This is a genomic window from Candidatus Methylomirabilota bacterium, from assembly GCA_003104975.1.
Taxonomy (GTDB): Bacteria; Methylomirabilota; Methylomirabilia; order Methylomirabilales; family Methylomirabilaceae; genus Methylomirabilis.
In genome coordinates this window covers 19,091-31,947 of sequence record PQAM01000019.1, presented here as the reverse complement: position 1 = coordinate 31,947, position 12,857 = coordinate 19,091, and the positions used below count along the sequence as shown (strand labels likewise).

Here is a 12,857-nt window from a genome sequence, read left to right as displayed (position 1 = left end):
TCGATTAATAGATGTCCTTCATCGTGTTGTAGACGTTAAACTTACCGGTCGGCGTGATAATGCGCGGGTCGTCGATCCTGGCTACCTCTTTGAGCGTCTTATCGTCATAGACGACAACCTCGCTCTTGCCGTCTTTCTTCCCCCACACACTGATCCACACCTCGGTGCCGGCCTTGTTGTACTCGAAGTGCACGGCGCGCCCCTTGTCCGACACCTTCCAGCACGTCGGCTCTTTCTCCGGATTCGCCTTCTTGAAGACGCAGACCTGCTTTTGAATGGCCGGGTCGCCGTTCAGGGCGTGATCTACCCAGACATTCTCGCTCTTCGGGTGCGTCTTGATAAACAGGCCCCCGCCTCCCAGCGTCTTGATCTCTCGCACCTTTTTCCAGGCATACTCCTTGTGCTTGGCCGGATCGGTGCCGTAAACAGTGACCTTGCCCTCACCGAGATGCGGGGTACCGTTCACCGGACCGTACTTCGGATCGATCCAGTTGGCGCCGCGCCCGGGATGAGGTTTGATCCCGGATTCGAAGATCGCCTCCAGTTTGCCTTTCTCGACGTCGATCACGACCACCTTGTTCGCCATGTTGGCCGCCACCATGAAATACCGCTTGCTGGCATCCCAGCCGCCGTCGTGGAGAAACTTCTCGCCCTGGATCTGGGTCATCTTCAGGTTCTTGAGGTCCGAGTAATCGACCAGCCAGATCAGCCCGGTCTCCTTGATGTTGATGACCCACTCAGGCTTGAAGTGCGAGGCCACGATCGAGGCGACCCGGGGCTCCTGGTGGTACTCCATCGTATCGTAGGTCATGCTCCGGGTGCTGACGACCTTTATCGGCTCCAGCGTGCCCCCGTCCAACACGATGAACTGCGGTGGCCAATAGCAGCCGATGACCGCCAGCTTGTCGGTGAAGTCGCCGAGCTTTCCTTTATACTTACTCGTGTCAATAGAGCGCGCATCGCTGCATGGCTTCACCTCTGCGACCTTATCCGGAACCTTCATCCACAGGTCGATCATGGTCGCCCGCCCATCGCGGCCGATGGTGTAGACATAGCGCCCCGAGAATGAGCTGCGCGAGATATGCACCGCAAAGCCGGTCTTGACGGTGTTGACGATCTCCTTGGTCTTGCCGTCGATGATGGCTACCTGACCGGCGTCACGCAGGGTCACGGCGAAAAAGTCCTGCCAGTCGCGGTTGTGTTCGGGCTTTGTGGGTCGCTTGTCCGGCGGTACGATCAGGTTCCAACTCTTTTTCATCTCCGCCAGGGGCAACTCGGGTGGCACCGGCGGGTCGTGCTGGATGTAGCGGGCCATCAGATCGGCTTCAGCATCCGTAAGAATGCCTTGCCGGCCCCAGTCCGGCATGCCGCCGCCTGTCCCGTTCACGATAAACGCCTTCAGCACCGGGGTGGTTAACGCACGAGTTTTCGCCGGCAGAAGCTGCGGGCCCGTTGCGCCTTTTCTCAGGACTCCGTGACAGCCGGCGCACCGGTCGAAATAGATCTGCTTGGCGCTCTCTAGCTCACCACTCGCCAGCGGTGGAGGCGGTGGAAGCTCGGCCGGTTTGGCCGGCTGGGCTTGCGCCGGAACGGTCCATAGCATCCCAAGCGCAAGGGTCAATAATGCCAACGTTGCCTTTGTCGCCATGTACTCTCCTTTCGTTGAACAGGGTTCCTCGACGTTCAGGGTGAGCGCGCTCTCTCGACATTCCTACGTGTTCACAATAATGAAACAACGTTTCCTATATTCAACTGTATGTTTTTGTGACGTATGGGGAGAATTGACACACTCGTAAGCTGCATTGGGCGTCACTATCTCACCGTCAGCGTCCCCCTGTCAAGAATTTTCTTCGACCGGATCGGGCGGCATATTTCGGTTGAAAGCGGCCGGACAGCAATGGTAGGGTAGACGCAGCGTAAAACGCCGCCGTTCGGCATGGGACGAGCGGAGGAGCGCAGATACCGGGACGGACCGATCATGGAGAGACACGATGTTTGAGACCATTGAATGGACGGCAGCAGGCACGGTCCGGTTGCTCGATCAAACCCGCTTACCGACCGAAGAGGTATATGTCGAGTGTCGCGATGCGGCAGCCGTCGCGCACGCGATCCGGTCGATGCAGATCCGAGGGGCCCCGGCGATTGGGGTAGCGGGCGCAATGGGTCTGGCGTTGGCGGCACAGTCGATTCAGGCGCGCACCTTTGACGAATTCCATAAAGAGTTATCGCGCTGTGGTGAGATGCTGCACGCAACCCGTCCGACGGCCGTCAATCTGGCGTGGGGCATCGGGCGGATGCTGCACAGCGCCGAACGGCATAAACACCTTGCGATCGGCGAACTCGTCCGGACGCTCATCCGGGAGGCCCAGCAGATCCTGGAGGAGGACATCCAAGACAATCGGGCGATCGGCGAGTACGGCCGGGGGCTGATCCCGGATGGGGCCGCGGTCCTCACCCACTGTAACGCCGGGGCGCTGGCCACCGCCGGCTATGGAACCGCCCTGGGCGTGATTCGCGCGGCGCACGCAGCCGGAACCAAACTGTCGGTGTGGGCCGGTGAGACACGGCCGTTTCTACAGGGCGCCAGGCTGACCGCCTGGGAGTTGCAACAGGACGGCATCCCCGTTACGCTGATTACCGATAATATGGCCGGGCACTTGATGCAGCGGGGCGAGATCGATCTCGTCATCGTCGGGGCCGACCGGATCGCCCGCAACGGCGACGTCGCCAATAAGATCGGGACCTACGCCCTGGCCGTCCTGGCCCAGGCGCACAATCTCCCGTTCTATGTCGCGGCCCCCCTGTCGACTATGGATCTGGCGCTGCGCAGCGGCGAGGCGATCCCGATTGAGGAGCGCAATCCCGAAGAGGTGACCAGGTGGGCAGGTATTCGGACGGCGCCGGTAGGCGTCATGGCGAGGAATCCCGTCTTTGATATGACGCCGCATCGCTACATTACCGCCCTGATTACCAATCGTGGGGTCGTTCGGCCCCCCTACGACTCGGGTCTGGCCGCCCTGGCCGAGGCCAACCAGTCGGGTAGGGGATAGGGTATGGGGTGTGGGGTGTGGGACGGTCGGCGCCCTAGATTTTACGCGGTATGCTCTTCGCTCTGCCTGACTATCATGCTCCTTACCTTTCTACCGGTGCTACTGCTGCTTGCACCGCTGCAGGCCGCCGCCTCACCGGAGGCAACGGCCGCACCGTTATGGCGGGAGGCGCTCGACCTTATCGAGACCAATAATGACCAGAGCGCCATACCCCTCCTGGACGATCTGCGCCATCGAGAGGGGTTTTCCAGGGCGCCTGAGGCCCATTTTCTCCTGGGGATGGCGCTGTACAGGCAGAAACGGTGGCAGGAGGCGGCCGACGCACTGGAGACGGCCGCGACACGGCTTCCGTTGCTGGGCGATTACGCCCTGCACTACGGCGCGTCCGCCTATCGGACCCTTCGCCTGACCGCGCAGGCCGCGGCGTCGTTGTCGCGTCTCCTTCGTGACTACCCGGAAAGCCTCCTCGCCGAACGAGCCCGTCAAGAGCGCGCTGCGCTCTATCTTGACGCCGGTCAGCTCGCGGAGGCCGAGGAGGCGCATCGGGATTACCTGGCTCACACCTCCGGTGAGATACGGCGGCGAGAGGCACAGCTTGCGCTGGCCGAAATTGCCGTCAAGACGGATCGCCCGCGGCAGGCCGAGGCGTTCCTGCGCGAGCTGTGGCTGAAGTGGCCTGGAACCCGGGAGGCCGCGCGAGCCGATGAACTGCTCACCTCGATGGCGGAGGTTCCGCCCTTCACCGCCGACGAGCAGTTCGAGCGGGCGCTCAACCTCCATCGCAGCGGGCAGTACGCCCAGGCCATTACCGCGTTTGCGCCCTTCCTGACCGACGGCTCCGGCTTCGCCTCCCGCGCACGGCTGTGGAGCGGTATCGGCTATTTCCACCGTCGGGATTACAGCCGGGCCGTCGGTCTCCTGTCGCCGTTGAGTCAGGATCGCTCGCTTCACTCGGCGGAGGCGTTGTACTGGATCGGGCGAAGCTATGCGAAGGTCGACGATCGCGAAAAGGCCGCCGCCACGTGGGCCCGTCTGGTTGACGCCTATCCACACAGTCCCTTCGCTGCAGAGTCGCTCTATCTGATGGCGCTGGAGCATAGCGATAACGGTCAACCGAAGCCGGCAATTCGAGCGCTCAATCGGCTGCTCAGAGACCACCCATCGAGTCGGTTCGTCGATGCCGCCCTCTGGACCCGAGCCTGGATCCAATACCGGCGGTCGGCGTTCACGAAGGCGCTGGCCGATCTGCGACAATTGCACGCTCGGGGTACCGCCGACCCGCGATTCCAGGTTCAGGCCCTCTATTGGCAGGGACGGGCCCTTGAAGGACTGAAGAGGAGGGGAAAGGCGGTAGAGACCTACCGCCGGCTGCTCCGCGCTCACGTCGACGACGACTATTACGCCGAACAGACGCGCCTTCGCCTCAAGGCGCTGGGCGCAAAGGTTGTGCTGCCCGCCGTGAATACGCGGGAGGCGGGAGGCGGGAGGCGGGGGACTGAAATGCCTGTACCTTGTACCCTATCTCCGCAACCCTGCTCTTCTGAGACGGCGAAGGCCAGACTGCTCAAGGAGCTGAAGTTACGGGCAGAGGCCTCGGACGAGTTTCGGGCCCTCGCTGCGCGGTATACGGACGACCGCGGCGTCCTCTATGAGGCCTGCAGCGCGCTCCTCGACCTGGGGCAGTTCGATAAAAGCGTCTGGATCGCCAAACGGTTCCTTCGCCCACTATACGTACGCAGTCGACCCATGGAGCCCATGCCGAGGTATTGGGAGTTTCTCTATCCGCTCGGCTATTGGGAACTGATACAGGGGCAGAGCGCGCGTCATGCCCTTGATCCGTTCCTGGTGATCGCGCTGGTTCGAGAAGAAAGCGCGTTCGGCGAACGGGTGGTGTCGTCTTCAGGGGCTGTCGGGTTGATGCAATTGCTTCCTGCGACGGCAGATTACCTGGTCCGTACGGCCGGGAGCGCAGGGGACCCGGTGAAGCTTGACATGCCGTCCGACAATATTACACTCGGTACTCGATACCTGGCGATGATGATCGACGAATTCAAGGGTAATTGGGCCAGGGCATTGGCCGCATACAATGCCGGGCCAAATCAGGTCCGCCGCTGGCTGGCGCGGTCAAGTAGTCGAACCGATGATGAGTTTGTCGAAGAGATTCCTTTTACGGAGACGCGGGCCTATGTGAAGCGGGTTCTCGGAAGCTATTACCGCTATCGCGCGCAGTACAGCACAGAGAAAGACAGGGGGTAGGGTATGGGGTGTAGGGTGTAGAAAAACAGGGTCCGTTTGACTAGACCCCAGACCCTAAACCCTAGACCCCAGTTCTTAGTGGTGGACAGATGACACTGCAAGGAAAAAAGATTCTGCTGGGCGTCACAGGGAGCATCGCCGCCTATAAGGCCGTCGAGCTGGTGCGAGAGCTCACGAAGGCTGGGGCCTCCGTTCGTGTCGTCATGACCGAATCGGCGCAGCGATTTGTCGCGCCCCTGACGTTCGCCACACTCTCCCGACAGGCGGTCCTGACCGACCAGGCAGCCTGGGAGGCCCAGATGCCGCATCTGACTGCGGCTCGGGAGGCCGACCTGCTCCTGATCGCCCCGGCAACAGCCGGCACCATCGCCAAGTGTGCCCAGGGGCTCGCCGACGATCTGTTGAGTACCCTCTTCCTGGCCTGTACCAAACCGGTCATCCTCGCACCGGCAATGGACGCCGAGATGTATCGTCACCCCGCCGTCCAGGATAACCTGGCGCGGCTCACAAGCTGGGGGGTCCGGACCGTCGGGCCTGCAACGGGGGAGTTGGCCTCGGGGGTGTGGGGTCCCGGTCGCCTGGCCGATCCCGTCGAGATCATACGGGTGGTCACTGAGACGCTCTGCCCGTCCCACGACCTCAGCGGTGAGGTGGTACTGATCACCGCCGGCCCGACGCGCGAACCGCTCGATCCGGTTCGCTATCTGAGCACCCGATCTTCCGGCAAGATGGGATACGCCCTGGCCGAAGAGGCGATCTTGCGGGGCGCCCGAACCATCCTGGTCAGCGGTCCGTCTACATTGACGCCCCCTTTTGGCGTAGAGTACGTTGTGGTTGAAACCGCCCTGCAGATGCGCGCGGCGGTGCTGGACCGACTGCCGGAAGCGACGGTCGTCATCAAGGCGGCTGCGGTCAGCGACTATCGGCCGGCCCGCCCAGCCGCATCGAAAATTACGAAACAGGATGCGCCCCTGATGCTGGACCTTACGCCGAATCCGGATATCCTGCAGGAGATCGGCGCGCAGAAGGGCGGACGGATCATCGTCGGCTTTGCTGCGGAGACGGAAGACCTCGTACCGAAAGCACGCCACAAGCTAACGACCAAACATCTTGATCTGATCGTAGCGAATGATGTCAGCCGGGAGGGCGCCGGTTTCGGCAGTGAGACCAATCAGGTCGTCCTCCTCGATGCGGCAGGCGGCGTCGAGGCGTTGCCGCTGATGTCCAAACGCGAGGTGGCGCGACGAATCCTCGATCGCGTGGTAGACTTGCGAACAAGTCAGGGTATCGGGCGGAGGGTGGAGGGCGGAGGGTACGGCGGAGATGAACGAAGCGGCGGCAAGTCGTGAGATGGACGAGCTTCGCGAGTTGATCGGACAGGCTCGTGTCCACCTGCGCCGGCAGAAGCTCTTGGGCATAGAACGCCTTCACGTTGCATGGCCAGAGCGGATAGCACCGCCTCCCACGGCATCCCTCACCCAGGTGCGGGAGACGCTGGGAGAGTGTGCGCGGTGCAAGCTGCACACAGGTCGGAAGACGATCGTATTCGGGGTCGGCAACCCGCGGGCATGGCTTGTCTTCGTCGGAGAGGCGCCCGGCGCAGACGAGGACGAACAGGCTGAGCCGTTTGTCGGAAGAGCCGGCCAGTTGCTGACCCGGATCATCGAGGCCATGAAGCTGACCCGTGAGCAGGTCTATATCTGCAACATCATCAAGTGTCGACCCCCCGGCAATCGCAACCCTGAGCCTGATGAGATCGCGGCATGCGAACCCTTCCTGATCGCGCAACTTCACGCCATCAGGCCGAAACTGATCTGCGCGCTCGGTACGTTCGCGGCCCAGACCCTCTTACGAACTAAAGAGCCAATTTCGAAGTTGCGCGGACGGTTTCACGACTATCACGGGATCCCGATCCTGCCCACCTTCCATCCCGCCTATTTGCTGCGTAACCCGCACGAAAAGAAGACGGTCTGGGAGGATATGAAACTCCTGATGCGACAGTACGAGCAACTCGGCAACCCGGAATCCCTCGTTTCAGCATCGGAATTTTCTTGACCGTCGAGTCGCGATAACACAATTTAATGCACAAGGCTCTCAGGAGGTCCGACATGGTCAAGTCTGAACGGATTGTGCGGCGGACAGGCAGCGGCATCGTCTGCCTTGCAACTGCGTTGTCGCTCTCGCTCTCCGTATCTGCCGATGCCGGCTTGGTATCAGGACGCGTCAATGATGCAAAGGGAAGGTTCAAGCCCGGGGATACGTTTCGCGTAAAAGACGCCTCAGGCAAAGTGGTCAAGGATGCCGTCAAGACGGATGGATCAAAGGGGTACAGCCTGTTCCTACCCCCGGGTGTCTACACGGTGGAATTCACCGACGGCAGAAGCGTCATGATCCAGAGTCATCCGGAACCTATCAGGCAGGATATCCAGTTGAAGTAAATGCTGAGGGGAGGTCATGTCGCGCGATCAAGAGGAGGGGTCCAGTCGCTTTCCGCGGGTCATCGATATCATCGTCAAGCTGGCTACGCCCGCTGCCGTCATCGTCGCAGCATGGATAGGCGCTCGCCTCGCGAACTCGTTTCAGCAGCAGATGAATCAGACGACGCTGCAAAGCCAGCGTCAGATTGCCGGCACCACGCTGCTCAGCGAGCGGGAAAAGGCGGAGAGTGAGCTGCGGGCCTCGATGTTCAACAGCCTTATCAGCCCGTTTATCGGCGCTCAGAGCGGCGAACGGCTGTCCGCCGACCGGGAACAACTGTTGGTGGAGCTTCTGGCTCTCAATTTTCACGAACACTTTGAACTGAAACCATTGTTCGAACGTATCGACAGGCGACTGGCCAAAGATGGGAACCACGACGCGCGCACCGCGTTGCGATCCGTGGCCGATCGAATCATTGATCGTCAAACAGCCGCGCTGAAAAAGGAGACAGGCAGCGAGAGCTCAAACGGAGAGGGGGCCAGGATCGACATGTTAACCATTACAGAGCCGCCACTCTCCCTGAGTCAGCAGACGATCTATGCGTCGCTCGCGGCCAACGAGCAGCGCCCGTTCCAGGTGGTCGGAACATTAAAGGAGCCGATCGAGGATCTGAGATCACCGGACGGCGCCCAGAAGATGACGATTGTGGTCGACGATGCCGACTGGGCGAATCAGAAGTTCAGGGTCCAATTGCTGACGGTCGGTACCAAGTCGGGATTGGTCAACTCCAATGCCGCATTTACCCTCGGCCGATTTGATTTTCCGCTGACGGATAATACCCTCTTTCCGGATGGTAACCGTCTTGCATTGACTGTCTCCAGCATTCGCGTCGATGGCGGACTCAAGAGCGTAGCGCTCAAATTGATCTGGTTCCCAAAAAATTATTTTACGCCTCGAGAGCGTCCGCTCGATTCCGGCGAGTTTTTGAAATTGGTTGGGAAAAAGCCCATGGATGTCGATTGAGCACGATCTGAGCAACAACACGTCTGGAACGATCACAAAGCGCGCCGAGATGTGTACGTTACGACACAATTACAGGAGAAAGGGGGAACATGGGATGACTGGAAGGGTACTCATCCTTGTGGGTGTCATGCTGAGTGCAGCCTTCATTGCAGGTTGTCGGATGAAATCCGACATGAATCTTAAAAAGGTCAAGGTCAGCGCGTCAACCGTTTATTGTCTCTTCGATCCATCCTGTGCGGTTGCCGTTACCAACAGCAGCACTGTGCCTATCCCAATGGAGATCATGGGTAAGGCGGTTGTGGAGTCCCGCACCTTCGCGGGGAAGCCCGGTACGCCGGCGGCCGGTCTGTACGGCTATGAATACCGGATCGATCTCGAGCAGGGGGCAGAGACTGTGGTCGAGGTCGAGGAGTTCGGGAAGGTCAAGTATATGCCGTGCCTGTCATCGATCATCTTTGATTTCGGTCCCATCGTCGATACCCTGGATTACAATGGCGATGGGCAGACCGACGAACTGATCTATGTCGTCAGCCAGGGCGGTCCTGGAAAAGCCAGCCTCGGATTCGTACAGCGGTTTCACGGCAGGCTGACATTTAATTTCGACTCCCCTATCTGTGTCGGGGGACAGAATCATCCGGGCGACAGCACCTTTTTCTTTGGCCTGGTCTCCACCAAACCGCCGAGGCTCGTCGATGCGACCATCAAGGAGACGGCCGGTTTGGGCGCCGCCTCGCCGAAAATGAAGAAAAATATTAAATATCACGTAGATGTCTATGCGCCTCAAATAGACACGGAGGGTAGCAAGTCGGATCGTTCTGAAGGCCTTTAAGATTCATTCCGGGATCAAAGTAGCCTGTTGGTGTCTGATTAGCGAAAGGAGGGGAACGGGGGATGGCCGCGCGAGTGCCCGTTCTCATCGCTGTGGTGCTGACTCTAGCCTTTGCCGCGGGGTGCCGGAAGGGCGACACCCATCTGGCAACCGTCACGGTCGGCTCTCCGGCCGTCTACTGTCTCTTCGATCCCTCGTGCAAGGTGACCACGATCGAGAGCAGCACCGCACCGATCCCGATGCAGGTCGAGGGAACGGCCTTCATCGAGTCTCGCACCTTCGCAGGGAAGCCCGGCACGCCGGCGGCCGGGCTGTACGGCTATGAGTACCGGATCAATCTCGAACAGGCTGTTGCGACGACGCACATGCCGTGTCTACGGACCATGGCGCTTGAGTTCGGTCCCATCGTCGACACCCTGGATTACAATGGCGATGGACAGGCCGGAGATCTGATCTATGTCGTGACCGACGGCGGTCCGGGAAAGATCGGCATCGACCACGTGCACGGGTGGACCAACAGGTTCATCGTGTACTTTGACTCTCCTGTCTGCGCCGGGCCGTCCGGCGTCCGTGGCGACAGTACCTACGCCTTTGGTCTGGTCTCAGCGCAGCCGCCGAGGGCCGTTACTGCCACGCTCAAGGAGACGGCCGATTTGACCGCTACATCGTCAAAACTCAAGGACAGTCCGGCATACGACGTGCTGGTCCGCGCGCCTCAGGCGAGCACAGCGCATTGAGCCGGATCGCCGCTGAAATCGCCCTGCCGGTTCCACCTCGAAGCATCCTGACCTATGCGGTTCCGCCCTCGCTCCATATACAGGTCGGGGTCGGTAAGCGAGCACTTGTCCCGCTCGGTCCCCGCCTGGTCACCGGATATATCGTCGGCCTTCGCACTCCTGCGCCAACCGATCCTTCAGATCTGAAGTCGATTGAGGCGATCCTCGATCCTGAACCGCTGCTCGATCAACATATGCTCGAACTGACGCGCCATGTCGCGGACTATTACGTGACCTCGTGGGGGCCGGTGATTCGTACGGCGCTGCCGCCCGGGATCGATCGCGGGACGATACGGACGGTTCAGTTGATCGAACCGTCGGATCTGTTCTCGCGCGCGGGTATCGCGGCGGACCACGCCGGAGCGGTCGGCCCACTCGACCCGACTCAGCAGCAGATTCTCACCGTTCTGCAGGCGCAACGTCGAATCGCGCTGTCATCGCTCAAACGGCGGTGGCCCGGCGAAGCGGTTGATCGACTGATTCGCCTGCTCATCAGACAGAACCTGGCCAGAATCGAATACCAGGAACGTCGTCCTTCGGTTCGGCCCGTCGTACGACCCGTATTGAGTCTGGCGATCGACCGGACGGCAGCGGAGGCGGGATGGGCCCGCCTCAAAGACCGCGCACCACGACAGGCCTCGTTGCTCGATCGGCTCCTCCAATCCGGCTCATCGCTGACATCTGCGGAGGCGACGGCCATTGCCGGAGCCTCCGGCGTGCGCAGCCTCCTCGCTAAGGGACTGATCCGCCGCACGACTGAGGCGGTCGAGCGGTCGCCATGGGACAAGGGCGCGATAGTCGCCGACGCCTGCCCCCAACTCAATTCGGCACAGCGCGCCGCGGTTGATGGGCTGTTGGCAGGCCTGTCCTCACAGACGTTTTGTCCGGCACTACTCTACGGCGCGACGGGAAGCGGAAAGACCGAGGTCTATCTTCGGGTGATCGGCGAGGCGGTACGACAGGGACGGCAGGCGCTGGTACTCGTTCCGGAAATCGCCCTGACCCCGGTGACGGCCGATCGATTTCGCGCCCGCTTCGGCGAACGCGTCGCGCTGCTGCACAGCGGCCTTTCGCCGGGCGAGCGGCTGGATCAGTGGTACCGCATCAGGCGCGGGACGGCCGATATCGTCGTGGGCGCCCGTTCTGCCGTGTTCGCACCCCTCTCGCGCCTTGGCCTGATCGTTGTGGATGAAGAGCATGATACCTCCTATAAGCAACAGGAAGAGCCGCGCTACCACGCCCGGGACGTGGCATTGGTCAGGGGGCGAATGCTTGGGATTCCCGTCCTTCTCGGGTCTGCAACCCCCAGCTTCGAAACCCTTCATCGGGCGAAGGAGGGGATCTACCGGCCGTTCCTCCTCCCTGAGCGGGTCCACAACAGGCCGCTCCCGTCGATAGAACTGGTCGATATGCGTCAAGAGCGCGCGAGGCGGACAGAGCGCGGTGCCCCGCTGATCTTTTCACAACGACTGGCTGAGGCGATCAAGGAGACGCTGGCGAAGGGCGAGCAGGTCCTGCTGTTCATCAATCGACGAGGGTACGCCAGGGTGCTGCTCTGCCGGGAGTGCGGCTTTACGTTGCGGTGCCCTCACTGCAGTGTCTCGCTCATCTACCATGCCGTCGACGCCAGGATGCGCTGCCACTACTGCGATTATCGGCAGCGGCCGCCGACGGGTTGTCCTCAGTGCGGCGGGATCGCCTGCGGGTGGCTCGGCTACGGGACACAGCAGGTCGAGGCCGCCGCTCGACTCCTGGTCCCGGACGTCTCGATCGTCAGGATGGATCGCGATACCACCCGAAGGCGGCAGGCACACCGACAGATCCTCGGGGATATGCAGCAGCGGCGCACACAGATTCTGATCGGCACACAGATGGTCGGAAAGGGACACGACTTCCCCGGCATCACCCTGGTCGGCATCCTCTCGGCCGATGTCTCGATGCAGATCCCGGATTTCCGAGCCGGCGAGCGAACCTTTGCGCTGCTGACGCAGGTAGCCGGTCGCGCCGGTCGTGGCGACCGCCCCGGCCATGTCATTGTCCAGACCTACAACCCTGAACACTATTGTATCCTCGCAGCCCGTCACCACGATTATGAGGCGCTCTACCGGATCGAGCGGCCCCTTCGGGAGAAACGCGGCCTTCCGCCCTTTGGCTCTCTTATTCTGCTCCTGGTTGCCTCTACGCACGAGGGACAAGCGCAAGCGCGGGCCGAGCAACTGACCGGTCTGCTTCTGGGGGGGGCGTCCCCCCCACTTGCCGTTGAGGGACCCGCACCGGCGCCGATCTATCGATTACAGGACCGCTATCGATGGCAGATCCTCGCCAAAGGTCACGACCAGGATAGGCTCTTGCACTGGGTCAAAGGGACGATTGCGCAGCTTCCACCGACAGAACAGGCCGGGATTGAGATCGACGTCGATCCGGTCGATCTGTGTTGAGCGGCCGGCGTAGGGGCAGGGCTTGCCCTGCCCGAATAGGGCGCAGCAAGCAGCGCCCCTACATCGC

At 61.3% G+C, this 12,857-nt stretch carries 10 protein-coding genes; 9 read left to right on the top strand and 1 reads right to left on the bottom strand.

The features are described 5' to 3' along the window. Positions 1-4: 4 nt before the first annotated feature. Complete coding sequence (locus C3F12_14205; GenBank protein ID PWB42358.1) at positions 5-1,648, bottom strand: nitrite reductase; 1,644 nt, start codon at positions 1,646-1,648, stop codon at positions 5-7. A gap of 343 nt (positions 1,649-1,991) precedes the next feature. Between C3F12_14205 and mtnA the strand changes: the two genes are divergently transcribed. The 9 genes from mtnA (at position 1,992) to priA (ending at position 12,790) form a co-directional block, all read left to right on the top strand. Beyond that, a complete protein-coding gene (gene mtnA / locus C3F12_14200) occupies positions 1,992-3,050 on the top strand; it encodes an S-methyl-5-thioribose-1-phosphate isomerase (GenBank protein ID PWB42357.1) in 1,059 nt (352 codons plus the stop codon). A 3-nt stretch (positions 3,051-3,053) separates the two neighbouring features. Continuing rightward, a complete protein-coding gene (locus C3F12_14195; GenBank protein ID PWB42356.1) occupies positions 3,054-5,306 on the top strand; it encodes a hypothetical protein in 2,253 nt (750 codons plus the stop codon). A gap of 89 nt (positions 5,307-5,395) precedes the next feature. Next, on the top strand, positions 5,396-6,655 hold the full coding sequence (gene coaBC, locus C3F12_14190) for a bifunctional phosphopantothenoylcysteine decarboxylase/phosphopantothenate--cysteine ligase CoaBC (GenBank protein PWB42355.1): 1,260 nt from the start codon (positions 5,396-5,398) through the stop codon (positions 6,653-6,655). Further along, positions 6,630-7,361 (top strand): uracil-DNA glycosylase, encoded by a 732-nt coding sequence (locus C3F12_14185; GenBank protein ID PWB42354.1) that lies wholly within the window; start codon positions 6,630-6,632, stop codon positions 7,359-7,361. Before coaBC ends, C3F12_14185 begins: the two co-directional genes overlap by 26 nt. A gap of 53 nt (positions 7,362-7,414) precedes the next feature. Further along, positions 7,415-7,744 carry a hypothetical protein gene (locus tag C3F12_14180; protein ID PWB42353.1) on the top strand — a complete coding sequence of 110 codons (330 nt, stop codon included), beginning with the start codon at positions 7,415-7,417 and terminating at the stop codon, positions 7,742-7,744. 16 nt (positions 7,745-7,760) lie between these two features. After that, positions 7,761-8,747, top strand: coding sequence for a hypothetical protein (locus tag C3F12_14175; GenBank protein ID PWB42352.1), 987 nt, complete (start codon positions 7,761-7,763; stop codon positions 8,745-8,747). A 94-nt stretch (positions 8,748-8,841) separates the two neighbouring features. Beyond that, entirely contained in the window at positions 8,842-9,576 is a 735-nt protein-coding gene (locus tag C3F12_14170) for a hypothetical protein (GenBank protein PWB42351.1), read from the top strand. Positions 9,577-9,638: 62 nt separating this feature from the next. Continuing rightward, positions 9,639-10,313, top strand: coding sequence for a hypothetical protein (locus C3F12_14165; protein PWB42350.1), 675 nt, complete (start codon positions 9,639-9,641; stop codon positions 10,311-10,313). Continuing rightward, the gene (gene priA, locus C3F12_14160) at positions 10,310-12,790 is read left to right on the top strand and encodes a primosomal protein N' (GenBank protein PWB42349.1); all 2,481 of its coding nucleotides are present in this window, start codon (positions 10,310-10,312) and stop codon (positions 12,788-12,790) included. Before C3F12_14165 ends, priA begins: the two co-directional genes overlap by 4 nt. Positions 12,791-12,857 lie beyond the last annotated feature (67 nt).

What these genes read in the sequence shown, in the direction of transcription:
- C3F12_14205 (PWB42358.1), bottom strand. Translation starts at nt 1,648, where the DNA reads ATGGCGACAAAGGCAACGTTGGCATTATTGACCCTTGCGCTTGGGATG.
- mtnA (PWB42357.1), top strand. Translation starts at nt 1,992, where the DNA reads ATGTTTGAGACCATTGAATGGACGGCAGCAGGCACGGTCCGGTTGCTC.
- C3F12_14195 (PWB42356.1), top strand. Translation starts at nt 3,054, where the DNA reads ATGGGGTGTGGGGTGTGGGACGGTCGGCGCCCTAGATTTTACGCGGTA.
- coaBC (PWB42355.1), top strand. Translation starts at nt 5,396, where the DNA reads ATGACACTGCAAGGAAAAAAGATTCTGCTGGGCGTCACAGGGAGCATC.
- C3F12_14185 (PWB42354.1), top strand. Translation starts at nt 6,630, where the DNA reads ATGAACGAAGCGGCGGCAAGTCGTGAGATGGACGAGCTTCGCGAGTTG.
- C3F12_14180 (PWB42353.1), top strand. Translation starts at nt 7,415, where the DNA reads ATGGTCAAGTCTGAACGGATTGTGCGGCGGACAGGCAGCGGCATCGTC.
- C3F12_14175 (PWB42352.1), top strand. Translation starts at nt 7,761, where the DNA reads ATGTCGCGCGATCAAGAGGAGGGGTCCAGTCGCTTTCCGCGGGTCATC.
- C3F12_14170 (PWB42351.1), top strand. Translation starts at nt 8,842, where the DNA reads ATGACTGGAAGGGTACTCATCCTTGTGGGTGTCATGCTGAGTGCAGCC.
- C3F12_14165 (PWB42350.1), top strand. Translation starts at nt 9,639, where the DNA reads ATGGCCGCGCGAGTGCCCGTTCTCATCGCTGTGGTGCTGACTCTAGCC.